The following is a 24,103-nucleotide window of genomic DNA, read 5'->3' on the forward strand; positions in this document are numbered from 1 at the left end:
GTTCCACGACATGGGTCTGCTGACGGTGATCCTGCCCGCGGTGGGCGGCAAGTACATCCTATGGCTTCGCTGGTCATAGAGAGTGTCGCCCGGGTGGGGGAGGGAGCCAACACCAAACATTGGGAGGGATAGGACCAGAAGGGAGAGGGACCACAAAGAGAGGAGGACCACAAAGAGAGGGTTGGGTGAATGGTTGCGTCAGGTGCGGAAGTTCCGTCTAGAGCTGCGCCACCGACCGACGGTGGCGTGGTCGCTCGTCAGGACGCATGTAGTCGGTGGGGAGGTGCATGCAAGTGCTCAGGCCCGGACACGCGTGGGTTTCGAGACGAGCAAGTTCTGTAGCGCGCTTGCAGGTGGCGAGGTGGCGAGGTGGCGAGGACGGACCACAACGGGAGAATGCGCTTGGAGCGGGTTGAGGCGCATGCCGCTTGCTAGATGCGGGTAGTTGACGGCGGACGAACTGGCGGGTAAGCACCAGCTGGGTTTGCCCGATAAGGACCTGATGTGACACAGACCGTTGAAACGAATACCGGCTTCAGATGGGCGCTTTCGACGCCACGCAGACCGAGGTAGTGGCATGATGGCTCGGGCAATTGAACTGCAAGCATGGCTGATATGGGGGTGGCGTGAGCGCCGAAGTGATCGCTGTGAAGCTCGGAAGCGCACTGATCGAGCGCGCAGCCGCGCTGCTGTTGGCGCGTCGACAGCGTGACGACGAAACGCGACTTAGCATGGACGAGCTTATCCGGCGTCGGATTCCCGGAATAAGGTCGCAGCGCAGCCTACGCCGCCAGTTTGAGCAAATATCCGACGCAGTCGCTGCTCGGATCGAGCCCATGATTCTACAAGAATATCGCGGACTGTCGGAAGGCGAACTACAAGCGGTATCTGATGCAGTGGTAAGCACGTTCGAAAAGTCAGATCTTTCAGATTCTGCGATCTTGAAACAAGATGCCGATCCCATACGCGTTGCAAGGACCATTCGCGAAAGCATCCCAAGGCCTGCGGGTTTCAGTGAGGCTGGCTGTGCGCTCTATGATCAGCTAATCGCCGAGTGCTGCGATGACTATGTGAGGATTGTGCGGCATCTTCCTGTATTCACCGAAAGAGCTACCAGCGAACTCCTTGCGCGTATCAGTGCCCTTGGTGACGAAATAAGTGAAATTATCGAGAAGCTTCCTGCTCGTACTATGTACGCACCCGAGGGATCCGATCATGACCGCGAGTTCCTGAATAAGTATCTAGAACTTGTGAGTAATACTCTCGACGACGTAGAGATGTTCAGCTTTGCTACCGGCGAACACCAATTACGTACAAAGCTGTCTATGGCCTATATTAGCCTACGGGTTGCAACAGGAAGTCGCTTGAGACGGCGTTCTAGTGGCGATTCGGCCCATTTACTCCAAACCATCAATGATGATGAGACGGAACAAGAAGCCGCCGAGGCAATTAGCGATGAAGAATCGAGAGGCGGTCGTGTAGAAGCTATCCTCAGCAACGAATCACGAGTCTTATTGAGGGGCGAAGCCGGTTCGGGAAAGACTACACTGCTCCGCTGGTTGGCAGTCACTGCAGCGCGTGGAGCTTTTGTAAGCTCCTTGACAGCCTGGAACGGTCTGGTTCCAGTCGTGATACGACTGAGAAGCTACGGATCAAGATCGCTTCCGAAACTGGATGAACTTCTGGACGATGTCGCTGGCCCCTTGACAAGCATAATGCCGCGCGGGTGGGTGGATAGACAGTTTCAGCAAGGCAAGATACTGCTTTTAATAGACGGAGTGGATGAATTGCCGCCGGGAGATCGGCGCAAGGTGAAGAAGTGGCTGCAAGTCCTACTCACCGCATATTCCGAAATACGGGTCGTGGTAACGTCGCGACCTGCTGCGGCGAGCCAAGATTGGCTGATAAACGAAGAATTTCTTCCTGTGTCCCTAGAAAGGATGACACGCGACGATCTGACTGCCTTCGTCCGTCAATGGCATTTGGCAGTGGCATCAAAGGAGCAGAATCTTCCGTGTCCGCGTGAGGAGTTGCCCGAGTATGAACGCGCATTACTCCTTAGTATCAAGGATAGACCACATCTTTACTCGTTGGCCTCTAATCCACTGCTCGCTGCGATGCTCTGCTCGCTGAATATAAGTAGGTATCGTCAGCTTCCTCGTAGTAGGATGGAACTGTACCAAATTGCCGTTGAGCTTCTTGTGCAGCGTCGGGATGCGGACCGTCAGGTACCCAGTTCTGCAGATTTGTCACTCAGTCTAAGTGAAAGAATAAGTATTCTACGAGACTTAGCGTGGCGACTGTCCGATAATAATAGAAGCGAGCTAGATATCGGCAAAGCTCGTACTTACGTTGCCGAAAAGGTTCGCTCAATGCGGCAAGTCGAGGTTGATTCCGAAGATGTGATGCAGTACTTGCTCGTCCGTTCTGGGTTGTTGCGGTCGCCAGCACAGGGAAAAATAGATTTTGTGCACCGCACTTTTCAAGAGTACCTCGCGGCGGCGGAGATCGTTGAAGCGGACAGGATTGGAAATCTTGTCGGCCGTGCGCATCTCGACCTCTGGCGAGAAACTGTTGTGATGGCGGCCGGGCACGCTAATAGGACACAGCGGCATGAGCTAATTTCTGGGATATTGGCACGTGCTGTCGATGAAGAGAGGCATCGACGGAAGCTGCGTCTACTCGCTGTCTCATGTCTCGAAACAATGGAATCCATAGAGGATGAACTGCACAGTCGTATAGACGCGGCGCTGGACTACCTTGTTCCACCGCGGCGCCAGGACGACGCGTGGTCCTTGGCGTTGATTGGCGAGCCTGTTCGTCAAAAGCTTCCGGTCACTCTGAAGGACTTGACAGAAGCTTCCGCTGTGGCGACTGTACGAACAGCGGCCCTAGCTGGAGGTTCGGGCGCAGTGCAGCTTCTCTCATCGTATGCGACCGATTCGCGCGATAAAGTGCATGCCGCGCTTGTACGTTCGTGGCCGTACTTTGATGACATCGCGGGTTATTGTGAGGAAGTCCTTGCGAAAATAGATAGCTCTATGGGCTTGCGTCTAGAGATGTTCAAGCCCGCGCAGTGGGAAGCTGCAAAGAAGCTGGACAGAATTGCAGCGGCCAGCATTCTATATCCCACGACGCTCGACAAGCTGAAAATCGCTGACTTCCCATCTCCTAGGCTCCTTATGTTGACTGATCTGGTGGGGTGCAACGATATCGAGTTGTTGGCAACTGCGCCGTCTTCTCGTGTGGTGACCACATTGATTCTGAACACCCGTCGTGCGGACGCGCAGCTAATCAATTGGAACCGACTTGCAGATTTTGAGCGTTTGGTTTCGTTGTCTATGCTTGGTTGGCAAAATATTCCCGAATTCAATGAATGGGAAATTCCAAGAAGGGTGCGGAGGTTGGCGCTGGAGGTGCCGAAGGCGGGTATGGGAAGCATTGCGGTTAACCACGGGATTCTTTCCCTGGATGTCCATGGTCCCGGCGCGCGAGAGTTTGTTGCTGACGGTGATTTCGGTCGTGTGAGCGTGTTGTCCCTTTTTAATTGCGACCTTTCGGAAAATTTACGGGAGGTGTTGAACTCGGTACCAAAGGTTAGGCGCTTAGAATTTTGGAATGTCAAGTTGCCTGTCGATCTCTCTGCTCTCTCGATGCTGCCCGATCTCATCGAGTTATCGATATCAGAATGCACTGCGCCCGATAATTCGCATATATCGATTCCGCGAAATATCGTGGATAACGTCCGGATGTCAATACATAGAACTCCTGTCGTCGCCCATGGCTCGGGCGAGTGACTATGCGCATGCGGCGAGCGAGCGCATCTGCACCTGACAACAGCCAGACTTCGGGTGGAGGGACTACTATGCGACGCTGGGTCGATAGCTAGTGGTCGTGAGGCGCCCTGCCGAGATTACTGGAATGAGGGGTTCGACAGCAATCAATTTTGCTCAAACATTCTGTCGTGGCGACTGTTTCGCTTCTTCAAGGTCAACGTCCGGAGTGCTTGATCTCACAAGCCATTGCTCTGACGTTGTTTGGCTCACTTGGGTGTAACTCGCACGGACTGAGGATCAAACTTCCTTCTCCCCCGCGGTGCCGAGTACAAGCGAACCTCGCACAACAGCTCGATCACTGCCCGGCGGGCGGCGAGGTCTGCGTCATTGAATGCATCGACTGGTGAAGGAGCGCATAGGATCTCGGATGCAGCTGTGCCAGCGGTGAGGCCGATTCGCTCGGTTTCCAGAGCTGCGATCTTGTCTTCGGTCTCTTGCTTGATCTCAGCGAACAGCTGGCCGTCAATCAGCTCCGCCTTGTAGTCGGCGCGCGCTCGCTTAAGCCTATCGCGCTCCGCTTGTTCGGCTCGGACGATCGTTTCAATCCGGTCATCGTCCTGTCGGATAAGGAGATCAGCAAGGTCCGGTTGAGCGAGCCGACGTTCGACGAACCGCAAGACGAGCCCGTCGACTAAATTCCGAACTCGCATGAGGTGCCCAGCGCAGCGGTATCGGAGTCCGTGCGCTCGAACAGGAGAATCACAGATGCCGCAGAGGTAGAGGCCGGATCCAAGATGCTTGCGTTCGGTACCGGCGCGATTGGACTTACGCCGTGGATCGTCCAGCCTGCGCTGCACATCCAACCAGATCCCGTCCGGCACAATGGCTTCCCACTGACCGCGCACCGGCGCCCCGGTCTCGTCGCGGACGATCTCACCTTCGAGCATGCTCCATCCCGCGTAGCGGGGATTCCGAAGTATCGAGATGACCGACGTTGGGTTCCACGGTCGGCCGCTACGCGTTGGCAGTGTCGGAACCGACTTCGGCAGATCTTGGATCATCGTTCTGTCGCCGACCGCGCGCACGGTGGGCTCGGCGCCGGAGAGCGCAGCGGCGATAGCTTTCAGCGAGGATCCATTCGCGAAGGCTTGGTATATCGCGCGGATCGCTTCGGCCTCATCGGGTATCAGCTCTGCGTCGAGTGTGTAGCCAGTGGCGCGAACACCCCGCGGCGGGCGGCCCTTGGCGGCTCGCTGACGTTGGGCACGGCTTTGTCGCGCGCCCTTCCGCTCCATCTCGGCCCGCGCCACCGCTGCCTTGATGCGGGCATACATCCGGCCGCCGTCGGTTTGCAGATCGGCTTCGCCGTTGGCGGTGACGAGCCGAAGCCCCTGTGTTTCAGCTGCATCGATCCAGTCCTCGAGCTGGCGAGGCTGGCGTGTGAGCCTGTCCAGGTCCCAAGTGATGAGGGCGTTGAACCGGCCGGCCTTGTAGTCCTCGACCATCTGATCGTAGGCAGGCCGGTTCTTGGCCTTGTTGAACGCGGAGATGCTGTTGTCCGTGTACGTTTCGACCACGGCCCACCCCTTGGACTCGGCGATCGCCTCGCAGTCCTCGCGCTGTCGCTCGACCGCGAGCCCTTCGCCGGTCTGGTCGAGGCTCACCCGGAGGTAGATAGCGGCACGGACAGGCACCATCGGCATGACGTGATTCTACTGCGCGACGTGGTCGAGTTCCGTTTCAACGTGTAGCGCGGGCCCAGCCTCCGCGAAGAAGTAGGGCAGCGCACGTATCGCTGCTGGTAGAGACTCTGCTGAGCCCCCTCCCGATGTCCGGGTGGGGGCTCAGTCGTTTCGCCGTCACCGCACGCTGGCCGGTTCGGTCGGCGTGGTACGCGGCATTACCGAGCGTCCGGGCTGCTACCTATGGGTTGGTATCGGCCGTCGGCGGCTGCGGTGAGTCGGCGGGCCAGGGCGCGAACGGCGTCGTTGAGTGTGTCGGGGTGCTCGATGATGAACGGGCGGTTCAGGCCGACGAGGAGGGCGGGAATCCAGTCGAGCTGTTCGGCGCGGATTCGGATCCGGACCCACGGGCTGGTGTCAGCGGGCTGCGAGTCGATCTCATGCACGGTCGCGATCGTCGCAGGGAGCAGCGGGCGGACCTGGGTGATTGTGCCTTGGACTCGGATCGATACCTCGTGCCGATATGGCGCGTTGGCCAATGCGGACAGCAGATGAGCGGCTGGCTCGAATCCGGTGGGCGGAGCGAATGTTCCGGGCTGTGTGCTCACTGCGGTGATGCGGTCCAGCCGGAACTGGCGTAGTTCGTCACTGTTGCTGTCCATCCCTGTCAGATACCACCGCCCGGAGTGGTCGATGAGCCCGTAGGGATGCACGGTCCGTTGGCTGGACCGCCCGTTTCGGTCGGTGTACCCGATTGCGACCGGTCGGTGCTCGCGGGTGGCCTCGGCGAGCTGGAGCAGGACGGCGGTCTCGACAGCCACTTCCGGGCGCGGGTCGGCGGTGAATTCGACGGTGTTGATCAGTGCGTCCAGCCGAGCCGTCAGACGTGGGGGTAGGACGCGGCGGAGTTTGGCCGTCGCGCTGTCGGCTGCGCGGGCGGAAGCTGTCGGCCGGTCGGCGCCGCGGCTGGTGAGGAGCCCGAGTAACACGGCCACCGCCTCGTCGTCGGTCAGCATCAGCGGTGGCATTCGGTATCCGGGAGCGAGCTGGTAGCCCCCGTAGCGGCCCCGAACCGATCGGACGGGGATATCCAGGTCGGTGAGATGGGTGATGTATCGCCTGACGGTGCGTTCATCGACGCCGAGCCGTCCGGCCAGTGCACCGACGGTATGGGTACCGCCGGCCTGCAACAACTCGAGCAGGGCCAGCACTCGGGCGGTGGGGCGCGTCATCTCCGAAATTCTCGCATCTATACCGGGCGGAAACTGTCCGGTATCGACTCTACCGTGGCATGCGGCGGCGGAACTTCCGCCGCATCCGATAACAGGGAGTACGCGATGAAGCTCGTCTCGATCCGTCTGATCACCGATGACATCCACCGGTTGGTCAGCTTCTATCAGCACGTGACCGGTGTCGAAGCAACCTGGGCTACACCGGATTTCGCCGAAATCGTCACACCGGCCGGCACACTCGCGATCGGAAGCACCCGCACCGTGGCGCTGTTCGCGGCAGGCAGCGCGCGCCCAGCCGACAACCACACCGCGATCATCGAATTCCTGGTTCCCGACGTCGATGCCGATTACCGGCGGTTGCGAGATACGGTCGAGGATTTCGTCAACGAGCCCACGACGATGCCCTGGGGGAACCGGTCGTTGCTGCTTCGCGATCCCGACGGCAACCTGATCAACCTCTTCACCCCGGTCACCGCGCAGGCCGCTGCGAAGTTCGCCCGTTGACATCCGCTCATCGGCACGAGCGCGCACTTCAGTTCGCCAGAGCCAGTCGGGGCAGTGCGGCCGGAACGTCGGACCTCACGAGGTGCCGGCACCGGTCGGGTCCGAGGGAGAAGCGCAAAGGTTATTCCGCTTCGAAACACGAAACGATGTGTAAGCGGGGTGTTCGACCTGCAGCTATGGGATGCCGATGGGGGTCGAGTTCCGCAGCGGATCAGCGTCTGCGAAGAAGTAGGCCAGTACGTGTTTCATCGCTGGTGAGACTCTATTGAGCCGATTTCGGAGCGGTTCGATCGCTCCCAGGAAGTCGTGGTTCCCCGCCGGGTGAAGGCTGTTCGCTGCCGGGTGGGTGGATCGGCTCCGGGCGAGTGATGACCAAGCGGCGGATGGCTCGCAGGTACTCGTCCTCGGGTGAAAGCGGTTCACTGCCGGGCGGGTAGAGCGGCTCCGGGCGAGTTCCGAACAGGTAGTCGCGGAAGGCTCGCAGGTACTCGTGCAGGTCCCGTTGATCGGCGAACCTGGTTTCGGTCGGATCGAACCATTCGTCCGGTGTCGGGTGCCACGCGATCATGTAGTCGAGAGCTTCGCGCACCATGTCCCCGTAGGTCGGATCCGTGGCGCAGACGGCGCGCAGCGCTGGGGCGCTCAGCCGCATTCCGCGGCCGTACTCGGCGTGGTGCATGGTCACCAGCGGCCACAGTAGGCCATTGATATGCGGGATTTCGTCCCACCATGTGGTCTTCGTGTGCAGTGTCTCGCTGGCCCGCGTTCGGCGGCCCGATGCTGTGACGGGTGTGGGGTAGTCGGAAGGCGCGCCTCTTCGGTCGATGGCGCGGGTCGGCCCGATTTCGAGGTTCACGGGTGGATACCACACGCCGCGCCACACCGGGACTCCGAGATAGCGAGGATTCACCGGCAGTGGCTCGGCCAGTGAGATGTCGGCCGTAATTCGGTGCACGGGTGGCATCGGATCGTCGGGGAACAGCTTCGCCACCATCGACAGGCAATCCGGTACGTCGAATCCAGTCACGCCGACGCCCTGCCGGAACCGTGGGTCGAAGCCCTGCTGCGGGTCGAATTCGATCCAGTACCGCCGCGGCGTGGTCATCCGCGATTTCCTTCCATCGGCATCAATGTCGAACGCTGACCCGATGGTCCCAGAGTTGACCAGCGCCTACCACTCGATATTCGGCATGAGAGCGCGTGGACGGGGTCGGCCGCCGACGAACCGCTGAATGGCCGTCCAACTTCTGCCGACGGCGCTACGACTTCCCTATCCCGCAGGCTCTTGGCAGCCTAGCGGCGCTGCCATCACCTATCGAGTTCGTGGTCCGCTCTGTATATCTCAGCAGCTCGACACCACCAACCTCCAGGCAGTACCACCCCCTGGGTGAGCCCGAACCAATGCAGACGGCGATGCTCTCCCCACGGAACAACCTTCTCGGAGGGGCGCCGACTCGAACCGGACACGCATCATGCCGCGATTCAACACATTCCGCGCGCTGTCGACCACATTCGTAGATCGGCGGGTCGGCGACATGCCGAAAAGCCAGCGGCCCCATAGTCTCACGCCGGAGCCTGACGCCTCGTCTCTTACTACGTGGAGTCGTCGCGTGGAGGTCGTGACGTAGAGTGCGGTTCCGGGGGCAAGCCGGGACCGCCGTCGGGTGCTGCCCCGGACCGACCGCTCGCCCGCTCCGGAGGCCGCCGACACTACCGCGTGGCCATGGCTGAATCGAGGTCGGCGCCCGCGTGGAGACCGCAGCGAACTCCCTTGCCGCAGTGACGTCCTGTCCACCTGAGGCGGCGATATCCCGCGACTCGGCGACGACCCGCGACATGTCGCACCCGGCGCGTCTGCACGCCCACAGCGCCGTCTCCACGGCCCTGGCGCTGCACAGCGATCACGCGTTGCGCGAACTCGTGGACGCGGCCACGCCGATCGGCGCCGGGATCGGCGGGAAGTCGGCGCTGCTGGAGGTCGCCGGAACCCCGGTCTTCGTCAAGCGAATTCCCCTCACCGATCTGGAACGGCAGCCGGAGCATGTCCGGTCCACGGCGAACCTGTTCGACGTGCCGCTGTTCTGCCAGTACGGCGTCGGTCTCATCGGAGGGCCGGGCTTCGGGGCCTGGCGCGAACTCGCCGTGCATACCATGACGACGAACTGGGTGCTCGCCGCCGAACACGAGGGCTTTCCGCTGATGTACCACTGGCGGGTGCTGCCGGACACGACGCCGCTGCCGGCCGAACTCGCCGACATCGACCGCGCCGTCGCCTACTGGGACGGCCGACCGCAGCTACGCCACCGAATCGAGGCCCTGCGGGACTCTTCGGCGAGTATCGCGCTGTTCCTGGAGTACATCCCGCAGAGCTTGCACGAGTGGCTGAACGCCCAGATCGAGGCGGGCGAGGAGGCCGCCGACCGGGCCTGCGCCATGGTGGAGCGGGAACTGGCCGTCGGCACCGCGTTCATGAACAGCCGTGGGCTGCTGCACTTCGACGCGCACTTCGAGAACGTCCTGACCGACGGTCAACGCCTCTACTTCGGCGACTACGGCCTCGCGCTCTCCTGCGGGTTCGCCCTCTCGCCGCAGGAGACCGCGTTCTTCGACGAGAACCAAGGCTACGACCGCGCCTACACCGTCACCTATCTGGTGAACTGGCTGCTCACCGCCCTGTATGGGCTCCGGCGGGAGGACCGGGAGATACGCGCCACGATGGTGTGCGCCCTCGCCGAGGGCACGCCGCCGGAGGGCATCTCTGAGCAGGCCGCCGCGCTCCTCACCCGGCACGCGCCGATCGCCGCGGCGATGTCCGCGTTCATGCGTGCGTTCCAGCAGGAGAGCCGGAGCACCCCGTATCCGGATCAGGAGATCCGCCGCCTGCTGGGCGGCCAGGCCTCTGTGCTCGCTCAGCCCGTGTGACGGACCCCGTCGACTCACGATGCCTTCAGCGGCGGTGAAGGGCGAGCATGGCGGCAGCGACCTGGTCGGCCGCAGTTTGTCGCAGAGCGGTCCCCATGTCGTCGAGGACGAGCAGTCGTGCCCCTGGGATTTCGGCGGCGAGGACCTCGCCGTTGCCGACCGGGAAGAACGGGTCGGCGCGACCGTGCACCACGAGCGTGGGCACGTCGAGTTCACCGAGCCGGCCCCGCCAGCGCGGCGCGCAATCGATCCGGGAGAACACCATTCCGAGCTGATTCGCTTGGTGCACCGCGGGATCGCTCGATGGCGTCCGGTCCCAGATTCGCGCCGCCGTCGCCCGCGCTTCCTCCCGATCGTTGCCCATCGGCTCGGCCCCCTCGGCGGCGAACGCCGCGACAGCGTCCCGGTCGGTCCAGTCCGGCAGCGGGTGGGAGAACAGCGCGGCCATGGCCGCGGGGTCGTGGTCAGGCAGGTCCTCCTCGACCGGGCCCGGCGCCACCGGCCTGGTGCCGACGAGGGTCAGTGCGGAGAACATGTCCGGGTGGTCCAGTGCGGCGATCTGAGCGACCATCCCGCCGACGCCGACGCCACCGAGATGGGCCGTCCCGGCACCGAGCACATCGACCAGCGCGGCCGCGTCGGCGGCGAGGTCTCGCAGGTCGTAGGCCGGATTCTCCGGGTCGAGAGTCGTCGACGCGCCGGAGTCGCGCAGGTCGTAGCGGACCACGCGCCGCCCGCCCGACGCGAGCCGCCCGCACAGCGCGTCGGGCCAGGACAACATCGTTGTGCCGCCGACCAGCAGGATCAGCGGATCGTCCGCGCGGCCGAAGCTCTCGATGCCCAGATCCACACCGTTCGCCCGCACCGAGGCCACGCCCGATCGAAACGGTCTCGTCATCCCTGACTCCTGTCTGTCGGTATACCCAACGGAGTTGACGACAGATTCACCCGAAAATCATCGGTGTAGCCGGGATTATGTCCACACTCCCGCAATGGCCCCTCGAACTCGGGGAAGGGATGTCCTGGGCACAGTCGGTCTCGCTGTCGGCCGCGCCCATGCCGGCCGGTTCGGTCAGCGCGGTCCGCGGCTTTATCGTGTGCGCTTCGCCGGCGTCGATGGATAGCTTGGTCGAATGGGTGCCGACGAACACGAGCAGCCTCGTACCGTAGCCGCGCTGCGCGCACGACTGCGCCATATCTATTGGATCGGTGGGGGCAGCGGTGCGGGCAAATCGACAATCGCGGGCAATCTCGCCGCCCGGCACGGCTTGCGCGTGTACTCGACCGACGACGCCATGCGCGACCACGCTGCGCGCAGCACACGGGAGAACTCACCCTGGCTGAGCAGATTCGCGGCGATGAGTATGGATGAACGCTGGGTGGACCGGTCACCGGAGACGATGCTCGACACCTTCCACTGGTACCGGGGGGAGGGATTTCATTTCATCGTGGACGACCTGTTGTGTTCATTCTCCGAAACCGGTGTCATCGCCGAGGGATTCCGCCTGTTGCCGCATCTGGTCGCTCCGCTGCTCACCGAGCGCAGCCGCGGTGTGTGGTTGCTTCCCTCACCCGCGTTCCGCCGGGCAGCGTTCGATAGACGCGGCTGGGAGATCCCGGGCAAGACCCGTGATCCGGAACGTGCTGCACGAAATCTGCTCGAACGTGATCGGTTGTTCACCAACCGTCTCCGCACGGAGAGCACCCGCCTCGGACTTCCCGTCATCAACGTCGACACCGTGTCCGAGGAGGATCTGACCAACAGGGTTGGCCAGGTACTCGGACTCTGAGCCGCGAGTGCCCAAGGCACATTCGGAACGCGGCATTACAGGCGTTGGCCAGCGGCAGTTGTAGCTGCGAGCTGAATACGTGAGTTGAATTTTCCGAAATGCGGTCGTCGCAGGTGATTCTCGCTTCACTCTTTTCTGAAGACTGGGAGAACTTCAGAATTCTTACTGAAGCGCCTCGAGGCGACCTGGTTATGAAGATTCGGTGTGTCCGAGTTGATCGCTCGGGAGAAAGTGTCGGTTGTTTGGTTATTGTCTTCGGCAGAAGGTGGAGCGCATCGTGAATCGGTCGAGGCGGCAAGGTACAGTTGGCTCGTGATTGCCGCGGTTGTCTTCGACGTCGGAGAGACGCTAGTCGACGAGACTCGAGAGTATGGAACGTGGGCGGACTGGCTCGGCGTGCCCAGGCATACGTTCGCGGCAGCGTTCGGAGCAGTCATCGCAACCGGTCTCGACTACCGCGAGACGTTCCAAATCTTCCGTCCCGGGTTCGAGCTGGACAAGGAACGGCAAGCACGAGCTGACGCGGGACAGGCTGAGTGGTTCGGCGAGGACGATCTCTATCCCGATGCGCGGCCCGCGTTGTCGAAGCTGCGTGAGATGGGGGTTCGGGTTGGGATCGCCGGGAATCAAACGGTCCGCGCGGGAGCACTGCTTCGGGGGCTGGACCTGCCCGCTGACTTCATCGCTACCTCTGACGACTGGGGTGTGCAAAAGCCTTCGCTCGAGTTTTTCGCCAAGGTTATTGCGGCGGCGGGCCGACCAGCGGAAGAGATCATCTACGTCGGCGACCGCATCGACAACGATGTGGCTCCTGCGAAACAGGCCGGTATGCGAACGGCCTACCTGGTGAGGGGTCCTTGGGGGTGGATCCACCGCAGCAAAAAGGAAGTCGCTGATCTGTCCGATTGGCAGATCAGCGATCTCAACGAACTGGCCCACATCGTCGCGACAGAGAATTCCGCCGGTTAGCCGACCAATGAACTGACGGTTGTATGCCAGTCGTACAACCGGGCATCGAGTTCTCGAACCGGGGGTATGGAATCCCACTGTGTGAGCGTTTGACGCACAGCCTTGATTCGATCCAGCGCAGTCGCATACCAGTTGTGTGCAAGTAGATCCAGGGCTTCCTCGAGGTAGCGGCACGCCAGCTCAGGGTTCTTCTCCAGCAGGGCTGCGGCGGCCGCGTCAGCAAGATAGATCGACCTCTGTTTCGCGTCCGCATCGGGCAGGACGTTGAGTACTTGCTCCAAAGTCTCGTGAGCTTCGCGGCCTCTGCCGGCAAGGATGAGCGTGTTTCCCTTGAAGCCTGCGAGCCGGACTGGAGAAAACCAGTCGAACCACTCCGGCGACGGATGTGAGTCGCTATCGTGTTCGTTATAGATTTTCTCGGCGTGATGGATGAGGGCAAGCGCCCGACGTGGGTCACCGAACCGAGTTTCGACCTCCGCCTCGACAGCGTCCAGCCAGGCCATCGTCTCGGCGTTGGCGTTGCCTCTGCTCGCGAAAGCGCGTGCGGCACGCAGTCGTTCACGAGCTTCCTCGGCGCGAGATGGGTCTCCCGAGAACGCTGGTGCGAATGCCATGTGCGCGAGCGCAGCCGCGCCGAGGAGTGAATCTCCAGCTTCGTGCGCAGCTTGAAGTGCGAGTACGAGACTCGGCTGCGCGAGCTCGAGCTGTTGTAGATCGAAGAATCCCAAGCGTCCGGCCAGAAGACTCGATTCCGAGACGGCTCGTGCCAGAACCGTCTTGGCCGCGCCCGATACCCGCGGCAAGAGTTCGAGTCCGAACTGCGCATGATCGGCGGCCAGACGGTGCAGGCGCGCCGCCGGGATCGACCAGTACAGGTGGCGATGGGACGCTGTGATCGAGGCGAACTCCTTCGCGACCGAAGCCGGTAGGAGCGATGCGGTTGTGCCGAAACCCTTGGGCGCAACCGGAAGTATGTGTCTGTCCGTCAGCTTCTGACCCGCATGTGGATCGCTCTCCCGCTCCGTCCACGGTGGTGAGAACCCCAAGTCGGTTACCGGCCGCTTGAAGAGTGCCTCCAGTGCCGCCGCGTGGTCGGGATGTGGCCACGGCGGATTCGCGGATTCCCACCTACGGACCGTCCGGCTGGCGACCTCGATGCGTAGTCCGATCTGACGGGCAGCCTCCGTGACAGCTTCTGCGAGTGCTGTTTGAGATCGAAAGCCGAGCGCCTGCCTGGCCGCGCGGAGTGAAGCGTTCCCTGTCGATGCCATAGAGCCCAGGTTAGTCCACATAGAGGACTCTGCCGCAAGGGATTTGAGCATGAACGTCCTATTGATGTCCCATTGCATGGCCTTCATGCGGACATTGAGTTCTGCGAATCTCATGAGAGGGCTACAGGTGCCGCTCAGCGGGAGCGACGCTCATCTGAGCCGCGACCGACCGAAGTCAACGGGAGGGAACACGGATGGTGGAGCAGGGAGTCGGCTTGCCGGGGGATGCCGGGCCGCGAATCACAGTCAGCAAGTGCGGTGCCGCATATGCGCGCGGTGTGACCGGCCCGATCGAGCAGGTCATGTGCCTGCTCTGTCAGCGGATGGTACCGGTGATCGACGGGCGGATCGGTGAGCACCGGACTGATCGGCCGGATACCTGTACGTGGACCGGTGTCGAGGTCATCGATGACCGGCCTACCGGCCTGAGGGGAGGTGTGCGATGACGCCGACCGGTCGTCCTCGCGCGATCGGATTCTTGCGGACGGACATCGCAGGCTCGCATCAGAAATGGATGGAGACGACAATGCGGAGCTTGGCCAAGCGGCTCGGTTACGAGCTGTGTAAAACGATTGCGTTGTCGGCGAAGACAGACGATCCGATCGGGTCATTGCTCGATCAGATCGAGCGGACTCGGGCGGAGGCGGTCATCGTGCCGGGGCGCGCGCATCTGGATGGTCACATCGAACGGGTGATGCGGCGGGCCGATGTCATCTTCGATGTCGATGACGTGGAGGCCCGATGGCCGATTACCGCTGTGATCGATAAGTGGTATTCCTGACCTCGAGCCTCTGCTGGGCTACCCGCTTCGCCGTCGGACCACGCGGTCCGGCGGCGTTGCGAGCGGCTTGATCAGGAGCCGGAATCTCCACCGCGTCCATGACCGGAGGCAGCAACGCGGCACGCATCGCGCCGCCCGCACAGCGGTTCCGGTCGGCGCCGAGCCGGTTCGTCACGCCGCTGAGAACGTCGAGCTGTGTGCGTGTCGATGCCGCAGGTTGATCGGGAGGCCATCGTCGGGGGTGGGGCCGGTGCCCCAGGTGAGTGGCACCTGGTAGTCGACGGGGACGCTCCACTCGTACCGCAGCAGCATCCGGTGCATGATCGACTTCACGGTCATGCCACCGAAATGCAGGCCGATGCACTTGTGCGCGCCGCCGCCGAACGGCGACCAGGCATATCGATGAATCCGGTCCTCGCGGCGATGCTCGGTGAAGCGCTCCGGATCGAACTCGTCCGGGCGGGGCCACCACCGGGCCAATCGCATGGAGGGGTACGCGCCGATGATGATGTCGGTGCCGGCCGGAACGTAGCGACCCAGGATTTCGGTGTCCGCGATCGCCTGACGCATCAACACACCCGCGGGCGCGTACATCCGCAGTGTTTCCTTGAATGCCAGGTCCAGCGACGGCAGCCGCTCCAAGTCGTCGTAGTCGAGATGCTCCTTGCCCAGCGCGATCGCTTCCGCGCGCAGCCGCTCCTGCCAGTGCGGATTCTTACCGAGCAGGTAGGTGAGCATGGACAACGTGACGGCGCTGGTGTCGTGCGCCGCCATCAAAACGAAGATCATGTGGTTGACGACGTCGTCGTCGGTGAAGGTCTCCCCGGTGTCGCTCGTGGCGTGGCACAGCACGCTGAACAAGTCGGAGCCGTCGCCGGCGCGTTTGGCGGGCAGTTGGGCGCGGAAGTACTGCTCGAGCAGCGCTCGGCCGTGCAGTCCGCGCGACCAGGTGCCGCCGGGTACCGATGCCCGGATCAACGCCTGCCCGCCGACCACGGTGTGCTCGAAGGCGTGCTCCAGCCGCTTGGCCTCCGGCCCGAGCTTCGCACCCACGAAGACCTCGGTCGCGAGGTTGAGCAACATCTGTTTCACGTTGTCGTACAACAGGAATCCCGGCTCCGGGCGCCAGGATCCGAGTTCCCGCTCGATGCCCGGCCGCATCAGGCCGAGGTAGCTGATCAGCCGCGTCCTTGTGAAGGCCTGTTGCATGATGCGCCTGTGGTGCAGGTGCTCATCGAAGTCCAGCAGCATGATGCCGCGCCGGAAGAACGGCCCGATCCAGTACTCCCACCCCTTCTCGCTGGAGAAGACCTTGTCCTTGTTGCTCCAGACGACTTCCAGCGCTGCCGGGCCGAGTACGTTGACCGCTCGGCGGCCGAAGAGGTTCGTCCAGGAGACTTCGCCGTACTTCTCGAAGGCGTTGCGTCCCCACGCGATCGGATCGCTGTAAACGCGCAGTGAATGTCCGATCAACGGCGGCCCCGCATCTCCCAGCACCGGCAGTAGGTTGCTCCCGGCCGGCGGTTGGGCGAGCGCAGTCGTCGGGGCGGGATAGTGATCCGCCAGGTCGGCGGCGTACTCCTGGAGCCTACGGAGAATTCCTGCATGCATGTGGCGTCCTTTCGCGGCGCTGCGAAGGTTCGAAGCGATCCGGCTCGCCACAAATTGGTGACGTTCCGTCACCAATTGACTCGCACTGGGTGTGTGCTTGTCAAGATGGAGTCATGACCAGCCCATCGACCTGGGGCGGCCGGACCGTCGAGGCGCGCCGCGCCGCCCGCCGTGAACGGTTGATCGACGCCGCGATCGATGTCTGGGCGGACAGCGGCTGGGCGGCGGTCAGCCTGCGTAGCGTCTGCGCCCGAGCAGGCTTGAACGATCGGTACTTTCGCGAGAGTTTCGCCGATCGGGAAGAACTGCTCGCCGCTGCCTGGGACCACGTGCGGGACGAGACGACCGCCACTTTGGTTGCCGCGATCGGTGACCGGCGCGAATCGCCGCCGCTGGAAGTGCTGCATCGCGCGGTCGAGGCGGTGGTCCTCGGCTTCGCGGAGGATCCCCGTCGCAGCCAGGTTCTCTTCGGTGATCACGCGGGCAGCGCGGTACTGGAACGCCGCCGCCACGATCTGGTACTCCTCGCCGCGGACTTGCTCGCGACGGGCCTGGAACCATATCTCCGCGCCGGCGTGGACCGCGAGGAGTTCCATCGCACGGCGCTGATGGCCGTCGGCGGATTCGCGGAACTGACCAGCGCCTGGCGGGCGGGTGCCGTCGCGATAGACATTCCGGGTCTCATCGAGCAGACCACCCGTCTCGGCGACATCCTCGCCGGGCACTACCTCGGGGACCACGTACGCCCGTGAGCGCTCGCTCCGCCGTCGATGGTGGCTGTCTGCACGTCGACGCGAACCGAGAGGCGAAGACTCGTGGCGGCTACTCCCAGAGTCGGGAATGGGCGTTTCTGCGCTGCGCGATACTCGGCAGTGTCGCAGTGGCAGGCCGCGTGTGGCCTGATGAGGGTTGTCAGGCATGAGGTGATGATGGTGTTCGCAGATCGGCGGCCGGCCCGGGATCGGGTGCTGCGATGAGTCCTGAGCGCTGGGTGGTGAAGCTCGACCCGCCCGCCGGCATGCGCCCCGGGTTCGAGGAGTTCCTCGCGGCGGTGCAGGAGGGTATTCAGACCTCCGCGGATCTGCTGGCCACCGGTACGCCCTCGCAGGCCCCGGATCTGTTGAAGCTGCTGCGCGACGAGAAGCTCGTCACGGGTGACGAGGACAAGTCCGTCATGGCCGAGGGCTACTCCAGCCGGGTGCGTGAATTCGACACCATCAAAAACGAGATCCACAAGCAGGACGAGAGTGTCGACCTCTCCGCCTACGGCACCTACGACATCTCCAGCGGCGCTTTCGCGGCGGTCAAGCAACACGTCGAAGATCTGCAAGCAGTCCTGCGCGACGTTCCGAAGCCGAGTCCGGGCAAGGAGTTCGTAGACCCGGATCTCCAAAAGAGGGTGGAGAACGCCGTACTGAAGACGGTTGACAAGGTGAACGACGAGATCGAGAAAGCCAACGACAAAGTCCAGACCCACGCGAACGACATCACCGGCTCCGCCCCGACGTACACCCCGACGTCCGCGGGCAGCAACCCCATGCCGAGCAACTACGTGCCGAGCAACTACATGCAGCGCAGCTACTCGCCCGGTCCTGGCTTCGTGCCCGCCGCGACGACCGCCGATTACGCCAGATATCAAGGCAATGTCTCGGTCGACGCCGCGATCGAGGGCGCGCTCGACGCGCTCGGCATCACCGATCCGGCGGCCCGCGAGTACTGGAAGCGCGGCTACCAGGTGCTGATCGAACGGGAATCGAACGGAAACCCCAACGCGGTCAACAACTGGGACAGCAACGCCGCCGCCGGACGGGCGTCCAGGGGACTTACGCAGACCATCCCCGGCACCTTCCAGGCCTATCACGTGGCCGGAACCTCCAGCAACATTCACGACCCGGTGGCCAATGTCGCCGCCAGCATGAACTATGTCATGGAACGGTACGGTGTCTCACGGGACGGCCACGACCTGCAAGCGAAGGTTCAGCAGGCAGATCCGAACCGTTCGCCGAAAGGCTACTGAGCACGGACTCCGAGAGCGGGTCCGCGTTGTGGCCCGAGTTCTGTGCTGGGCGGTTCGTCCCGCTGCCCGGCGGTGTACTCCATTCGGCCCTGTTTGCTCGTCGGGTCGAACGGATTTCGATGACGGGTTATCTTTTCCGTCTGGGCCGGGTCGATCGTCCGGTTCGGCGGTAGTGGTCGACGGCCGAGGCAGCTATGGCGCGCTGCGTCTGGAACACTCGATCGTCGGAAAGGTTCTTTGCTGATGTTCCGTCGTTTCACGACCAACGCGCCCACGGGTGCGCCGCCGGTGGATGACCTGGTGGCCGGTGCGCTGCCGGACCGTGTGCAGATCGCGCATGAGCGGTTGGCCCACCAGGACGATCCGGCACTGCTGGAAGCATTGTCGGAGCGTGAGCTCGCCGCCTCCCGCGAGTTGGCCGAGCTCGTGCGCGACTACGAACGCCACGAGAAGCGGGCGCGTATCCAGGCGGCCGCCGATGCCGCGGAGCGCGTGCGGCGCACAGCCGCCGAGCTGGCCGAACGCGAGGCCGCCGATCTGCTGCGGGCCGCGCAGGCGATCGGTGAACAGCGCCACAGCAGCAGCCCGCACGCGAAAGTCGCTCGCCTGCACCAGCGCAAACCGCGGGTGCTGGGGCTGCTCGCCGGTGTGGTCGCGTTCTCGATGCTGTTCTCCGCGGTCACCGTGCAGCAGAACATCGCGCCGACCGGCGGCGCGACGAATCCGATGTTCTGGCTGTCGTACGGCCTGGAAGCCTTGATCAGCGCGGTACTCGTCGCGCTGATGCTGTCCACCGGGGATACCGCCGAGTGGGGTGTGATCGATCGGCTGTGGCAGGTCTACACCGTCGAAGGCGTCTTGCTGACGGCGAGTATCGCGCTGAACACGTTCCCGTACTTCCGGACGGGCGACATGGCCGGGATCGGCATCCACGCGATCGCACCGATCATGATCGGTGTCGCGCTCGTCACCCACCGGCTCGTCGCCGAGCGATACGGCCGAGCGATCGAGCAAGCGACCGCCGCCGTGCCCGACCACGAAGATCTCCAGGAACGACTGGCGGCGCTCACTCAGGTCGGCGGAGCCGGAAACCAGATCCTGCCCAGCATTCTCATGGAGCCCGCGGCGACCGTTCACCAACCCGCCGCTGCACCACAGCCTGCCTCGGCTCCGGAGGGCGCGGCTGTTGCGGGACAGCACTCCGCCGACTCTACGCGGCAGGAACAAGGCTCCCAGGTAGCAGCGGGGCAGCCCACCGCCGAGATCTCAGCGCCCGCTCCCGCTCCGGAACTCACGGAGCTGTGGCTGGCCACGACGCCGTTTCCCGCGGTCGAACGGTCTCCCGTCGCGGAGGGCGGTTCGGAAGCGCCTGGCGAGGCCACTGCGGACGAAGCCGTGCTGGACGCGCGATTGGCCGCCGCGGTGCGTCAGACGCTCAACCGGATTCGATTCAGCAAGCCCGGCGAGCAACCGGTGGAGCACCCCGCCGCTGCCGCGCCCGCACCGAACGCCGCGGAAACCGCGGAGACGGCCGACGAGCACGGCGTGCCGGGGGAGACCGTAGAGGCGTCGTTCGCCGACGATGTGGCGGAGGCGGTTACGGCGCGCGGGGCCGATGAGGAGCACGACTCGGAGACTGCCGAGACGCACCCCGAATCGAATGTCCGTGCGCTGGAGCCACTCGACGCGGGTGTGGTCCAGCACTACGCACCCGGTGCGGACGACATGGATCGCCCGGCGCGGATGGAACCGGTCACATCGGTCGTGGCGGCGAACGGGTCACCGATCGCGCACGACGCCGACGACATGTCCGCCGCGACTGCGCCGCGCGCGATCAGCGAACCTCAGCTGACTACCCGATAGTCCGGCTCGTCTCTTCGGAGCCGCGAGTAGCTTCGCCGGGTCCTGCGGATCGGTCCACGGCCGATCCTCTGGACTCCAGAAAAGCCCTTCACGCAGGGGCTTTTCTGCTGTGGGAGTCCCGACGACGACGGGCTCGCCGGTTCGGGTGACTGTGGGCCCGTGCGCGAACCGGCAGGCCGAAGGGGCCGCGTTCCTTCGTTGCCGGGCCGATAGCCTGCCGGCAGGCCGGCGTCCCGCGTTTGTTTCCCGGTCGACCCGATGGCGAAATGGACGTAGCGTCGAATTCGTGAAAGTTCCCGCACACCTGCCCACGACCGCGGGCGACCTGCGTTCGGCCGGCTATCTGCCGCGTGGCGTGAAGACCGAGATCCGCGAGAACCTGCTCGCGCTGCTGAGTTCCGGCGGCGACCCCTGGCCCGGCATCGTCGGGTTCGACCGGACGGTGGTGCCGCAGCTGGAACGCGCGCTGCTGGCGGGGCACGATGTCGTACTGCTCGGCGAGCGCGGCCAGGGCAAGACCCGGCTGCTGCGTTCCCTGGTCGGCTTGCTGGACGAATGGACGCCCGTGATCGCAGGGGCCGAGCTGGGCGAACACCCGCTCGACCCGATCAGCCCGGCCGGTCGGCGGCTGGCCGCGGAACTCGGCGACGACCTGCCCGTCGCGTGGCGGCATCGCTCGGAGCGGTACGCCGAGAAGCTCGCCACGCCCGACACCTCCGTCGGCGACCTGATCGGTGATGTCGACCCGGTCAAGGTGGCCGAGGGGCGCAGTCTCGGTGATCCCGAGACGATTCACTTCGGTCTCGTCCCGCGCGCGCACCGCGGCATCGTGGCGATCAACGAGCTGCCCGACCTCGCCGAACGCATCCAGGTCGCGCTGCTGAACGTGATGGAGGAACGCGATATCCAGGTCCGCGGCTATACGCTGCGCCTGCCGCTGGACGTATTGCTCGTGGCCACCGCCAACCCGGAGGACTACACGAACCGCGGCCGCATCATCACACCGCTGAAAGACCGTTTCGGTGCGGAGATCCGCACCCACTATCCGCTCAGCGTCGAGGCCGAGGTGGCGCTGGTGCGCCAGGAGGCCGAACTGGTGGCCGAGGTGGGCGATCCGCTGATCGAGGTGCTCGCTCGGTTCGTGCGGCAGCTGCGCGAGTCGTCCGCGATCGACCAGCGCTCGGGGGTGTCGGCGCGCTTCGCCGTTGCCGCGGCCGAGACGGTCGCGGCGGCGGCGCTGCGCAGGTCGGCGGTGACGGGGGAGAGTCCCGCGGTGGCGCGGCCCGTCGACCTCGAGTCCGTTCCCGCGGTGTTGCGCGGCAAGCTGGAGTTCGAATCCGGTGAGGAGGGGCGTGAGCAGGAACATCTCACCCACCTGCTGCGCCGCTCGTTCTCCGAGACGGCGCGGGCGTTGCTGGGCGGACTGAACCTGCGGCCGTTGGCCGAGGCGGTCGGCGACGGACACCTGGTCACCACCGGCGAACGCGTCCCCGGGGAGGAAGTCCTCTCGGCCTTGCCCGAACTGCCCGTGCTGCACGAAGTCGCCGAGCGGCTCGGCGTCGACGCGGCCGATCCGCCGCCGCGGATCGCCTCGGCCGTCGAGTTCGCGCTGGAGGCGCTGTACCTGGCCCGGCAGATCGCGAAGGACTCCGACGACGGCTTGGCGGTGTACGGCCGATGACCGCCGTCGTTCCCGGCGAGGCGTCGTGACGACCCCCGACCGCTACTCCTACGGCCCCTATCACGAGGGGCCCGATCCGTTGGCTCCCCCGCTGGACCTGCGGGAGGCGCTGGACCGGATCGGCCGCGACGTCATGGAGGGCAGTTCCCCGCGCAACGCCCTGGAAGAGCTGTTGCGGCGCGGCACCCGCACCATGCCGGGGCTGGAGGAGCTGACGCGCCGGTTGTGGCAGCGCCGCGCGGAGATCGCCAGGAGCCACCGGCTGGACGGCACGCTGCAACAGGTCAGGGAACTGCTGGAACAGGCGTTGGAAGCCGAGCGCGGCGCCCTGTTCCCCGACCCCTCCGACGACGCCAGGTTCGCCGAAGCGCAGCTGGACGCGCTGCCGTCGAGCACGGCCGCCGCCGTCACCGAGCTCGCCGAGTACCCCTGGCGGTCGGAGACCGGCCGCGACAACTATCAGAAGATTCGTGACCTGCTCGGCCGCGAACTGCTGGAATCGCGCTTCCAGGGCATGAAACAGGCTTTGCAGAACACCACTCCGCAGGACGTGGAGCGGGTCCGGCGGATGATGGCCGACCTGAACGACCTGCTGGCCGCCCACGCCAGGGGTGCGGACACCGAGCAGCGGTTCGCCGAGTTCATGGCCGAGCACGGCGAATTCTTCCCGGAGAATCCGCGCGACACCGAGGAACTGATCGACGCGCTCGCCGCCCGCGCCGCCGCCGCGCAGCGCATGATGAACTCGATGTCCGAGCAGCAACGCGCGGAGCTGTCCGAGCTGATCGGCCAAGCGTTCGGCGATCCGGGGATCGCCCAGCAGGTCTCCGCGCTGGACGCGCATCTGCGGGCGCTGCGTCCCGGAGAGGACTGGAACTCCGGTCGGAGGTTCCGTGGCGACGACCCCCTCGGCCTCGGCGAAGGCGCGCAAGCCCTGCAGGATCTCGCCGAACTCGACGCGCTCGCCGAGCAACTCGGCCAGTCCTATGCCGGTGCGCGCTTGGAGGACATCGACCTGGACGCGCTGGCCCGCCACCTCGGTGCGGACGCGAGCGTCGATGCCGCCCGGCTGGCCGAACTGGAGCGCGAATTGCGCAGGCAAGGCATCTTCGAGCGGGCGCAGGACGGTTCGCTTCGACTGACGCCCAAGGCTTTGCGCCGGCTCGGCGAGGTGGCGCTGCGTGACGTCGTCGGACGCTTGCGATCCCGTCGCGGTGAACGGGACACGGCCCTGGCGGGTGCCGCCGGTGAGCCGACCGGCGGTTCCCGGGCCTGGCGGTTCGGCGACACCGAGCCGTGGGACGTGTCGCGGACCATCCGCAACGCCGTGCTGCGGTCGGCCTCGACGGGCAAACGCGGTGTGCGGCTGGACGTCTCCGATGTCGAGATCATGGAGACCGAGCAGCGGTCCAGGGCCGCCGTCGCGCTGTGCGTGGACACGTCCTGGTCGATGGTGCAGGACGGGAGATGGGTGCCGATGAAGCGCACCGCCTTGGCGCTGCACCACTTGATCGCCACCAGGTTCCGCTCCGACGCGCTGAGCGTGATCACTTTCGGCAGGCATGCGACGACTGTGGACATCGGCGAATTGACCGCGCTGGAAGGCGTCTGGGAGCAGGGCACCAATCTGCACCACGCGCTGCTGCTCGCCGCGGGGCACCTGCGCAGGCATCCGGACGCGGTGCCGATCGTGCTCGTCGTCACCGACGGCGAGCCGACCGCTCATCTGGAGCTGGACGGCCAGACGTACTTCAATTGGCCGCCCGCGCAGCGCACGCTGGCCGTGACGATGGCTCAGGTCGACGCCTTGGCCAAGCTGGGTGCGTCGGTGACGGTGTTCATGCTCGGGGAGGACCCGCGCCTGGCCGCGTTCGTCGACCTGATGGCCCGCCGCAGCGGCGGCCGCGTGGTGATGCCGGATCTGGACGGTCTCGGCGCCGCCGTGGTGAGCGATTACCTGCGCGGTAAGGCGTAAGGCGCGACCGGCGCTGCGGACAGGGAGGG

Annotated in this window: 18 protein-coding genes; 11 read left to right on the forward strand and 7 right to left on the reverse strand. The window is 64.4% G+C overall.

Annotated features, from left to right (window positions below; genetic code table 11):
- Positions 1-626 precede the first annotated feature (626 nt).
- The gene (locus ABZ420_RS27415) at positions 627-3,797 is read left to right on the forward strand and encodes an NACHT domain-containing protein (protein ID WP_357128370.1); all 3,171 of its coding nucleotides are present in this window, start codon (positions 627-629) and stop codon (positions 3,795-3,797) included.
- A gap of 245 nt (positions 3,798-4,042) precedes the next feature.
- Here ABZ420_RS27415 and ABZ420_RS27420 read toward each other — a convergent pair whose 3' ends face one another.
- Positions 4,043-5,479, reverse strand: a complete 1,437-nt coding sequence (locus ABZ420_RS27420) for a recombinase family protein (RefSeq protein WP_357128373.1) — start codon at positions 5,477-5,479, stop codon at positions 4,043-4,045.
- Between the two features lie 197 nt (positions 5,480-5,676).
- Positions 5,677-6,690, reverse strand: coding sequence for a YafY family protein (locus ABZ420_RS27425; RefSeq protein ID WP_357128376.1), 1,014 nt, complete (start codon positions 6,688-6,690; stop codon positions 5,677-5,679).
- Positions 6,691-6,795: 105 nt separating this feature from the next.
- Here ABZ420_RS27425 and ABZ420_RS27430 point away from each other — a divergent pair, with 105 nt between their 5' ends.
- Positions 6,796-7,194, forward strand: a complete 399-nt coding sequence (locus tag ABZ420_RS27430; RefSeq protein ID WP_357128379.1) for a VOC family protein — start codon at positions 6,796-6,798, stop codon at positions 7,192-7,194.
- 262 nt (positions 7,195-7,456) lie between these two features.
- Here the strand turns inward: ABZ420_RS27430 and ABZ420_RS27435 are convergent, their stop codons facing one another.
- Positions 7,457-8,299 (reverse strand): hypothetical protein, encoded by an 843-nt coding sequence (locus tag ABZ420_RS27435; protein ID WP_357128381.1) that lies wholly within the window; start codon positions 8,297-8,299, stop codon positions 7,457-7,459.
- Positions 8,300-8,502: 203 nt separating this feature from the next.
- Complete coding sequence (locus ABZ420_RS27440) at positions 8,503-8,661, reverse strand: DUF5984 family protein (RefSeq protein WP_357128384.1); 159 nt, start codon at positions 8,659-8,661, stop codon at positions 8,503-8,505.
- Between the two features lie 369 nt (positions 8,662-9,030).
- Between ABZ420_RS27440 and ABZ420_RS27445 the strand changes: the two genes are divergently transcribed.
- Positions 9,031-10,116 (forward strand): protein kinase family protein, encoded by a 1,086-nt coding sequence (locus ABZ420_RS27445; protein ID WP_357128387.1) that lies wholly within the window; start codon positions 9,031-9,033, stop codon positions 10,114-10,116.
- 25 nt (positions 10,117-10,141) lie between these two features.
- Here ABZ420_RS27445 and ABZ420_RS27450 read toward each other — a convergent pair whose 3' ends face one another.
- Complete coding sequence (locus ABZ420_RS27450) at positions 10,142-11,014, reverse strand: alpha/beta hydrolase (protein ID WP_357128390.1); 873 nt, start codon at positions 11,012-11,014, stop codon at positions 10,142-10,144.
- 235 nt (positions 11,015-11,249) lie between these two features.
- Between ABZ420_RS27450 and ABZ420_RS27455 the strand changes: the two genes are divergently transcribed.
- On the forward strand, positions 11,250-11,906 hold the full coding sequence (locus ABZ420_RS27455; RefSeq protein ID WP_357128393.1) for an AAA family ATPase: 657 nt from the start codon (positions 11,250-11,252) through the stop codon (positions 11,904-11,906).
- A 312-nt stretch (positions 11,907-12,218) separates the two neighbouring features.
- Positions 12,219-12,875 carry an HAD family hydrolase gene (locus ABZ420_RS27460; RefSeq protein ID WP_357128560.1) on the forward strand — a complete coding sequence of 219 codons (657 nt, stop codon included), beginning with the start codon at positions 12,219-12,221 and terminating at the stop codon, positions 12,873-12,875.
- Here the strand turns inward: ABZ420_RS27460 and ABZ420_RS27465 are convergent.
- Positions 12,872-14,260: a hypothetical protein gene (locus ABZ420_RS27465; RefSeq protein ID WP_357128396.1), complete on the reverse strand. Its 1,389-nt coding sequence runs from the start codon at positions 14,258-14,260 to the stop codon at positions 12,872-12,874. The two genes, ABZ420_RS27460 and ABZ420_RS27465, sit on opposite strands and share 4 nt — an antisense overlap.
- 421 nt (positions 14,261-14,681) lie before the next feature.
- On the opposite strand from ABZ420_RS27465, the gene ABZ420_RS27470 reads away from it, so the two are divergent.
- Positions 14,682-14,927 (forward strand): hypothetical protein, encoded by a 246-nt coding sequence (locus ABZ420_RS27470; RefSeq protein WP_357128399.1) that lies wholly within the window; start codon positions 14,682-14,684, stop codon positions 14,925-14,927.
- Positions 14,928-15,098: 171 nt separating this feature from the next.
- Here the strand turns inward: ABZ420_RS27470 and ABZ420_RS27475 are convergent, their stop codons facing one another.
- Positions 15,099-16,538 carry a cytochrome P450 gene (locus tag ABZ420_RS27475; protein ID WP_357128402.1) on the reverse strand — a complete coding sequence of 480 codons (1,440 nt, stop codon included), beginning with the start codon at positions 16,536-16,538 and terminating at the stop codon, positions 15,099-15,101.
- Between the two features lie 113 nt (positions 16,539-16,651).
- Between ABZ420_RS27475 and ABZ420_RS27480 the strand changes: the two genes are divergently transcribed.
- From ABZ420_RS27480 to ABZ420_RS27500, 5 genes are all read left to right on the forward strand, one after another.
- Positions 16,652-17,290: a TetR/AcrR family transcriptional regulator gene (locus tag ABZ420_RS27480; protein WP_357128405.1), complete on the forward strand. Its 639-nt coding sequence runs from the start codon at positions 16,652-16,654 to the stop codon at positions 17,288-17,290.
- A 221-nt stretch (positions 17,291-17,511) separates the two neighbouring features.
- Positions 17,512-18,555: a transglycosylase SLT domain-containing protein gene (locus ABZ420_RS27485; RefSeq protein WP_357128408.1), complete on the forward strand. Its 1,044-nt coding sequence runs from the start codon at positions 17,512-17,514 to the stop codon at positions 18,553-18,555.
- A 243-nt stretch (positions 18,556-18,798) separates the two neighbouring features.
- Positions 18,799-20,418, forward strand: coding sequence for a hypothetical protein (locus ABZ420_RS27490; RefSeq protein WP_357128411.1), 1,620 nt, complete (start codon positions 18,799-18,801; stop codon positions 20,416-20,418).
- A gap of 286 nt (positions 20,419-20,704) precedes the next feature.
- Entirely contained in the window at positions 20,705-22,099 is a 1,395-nt protein-coding gene (locus tag ABZ420_RS27495) for an ATP-binding protein (protein ID WP_357128412.1), read from the forward strand.
- Positions 22,100-22,124: 25 nt separating this feature from the next.
- Positions 22,125-24,074, forward strand: coding sequence for a VWA domain-containing protein (locus ABZ420_RS27500; RefSeq protein ID WP_357128415.1), 1,950 nt, complete (start codon positions 22,125-22,127; stop codon positions 24,072-24,074).
- Positions 24,075-24,103 lie beyond the last annotated feature (29 nt).

It is taken from the genome of Nocardia sp. NPDC005745 (genome assembly GCF_040630775.1).
Taxonomy (GTDB): domain Bacteria; phylum Actinomycetota; class Actinomycetes; order Mycobacteriales; family Mycobacteriaceae; genus Nocardia.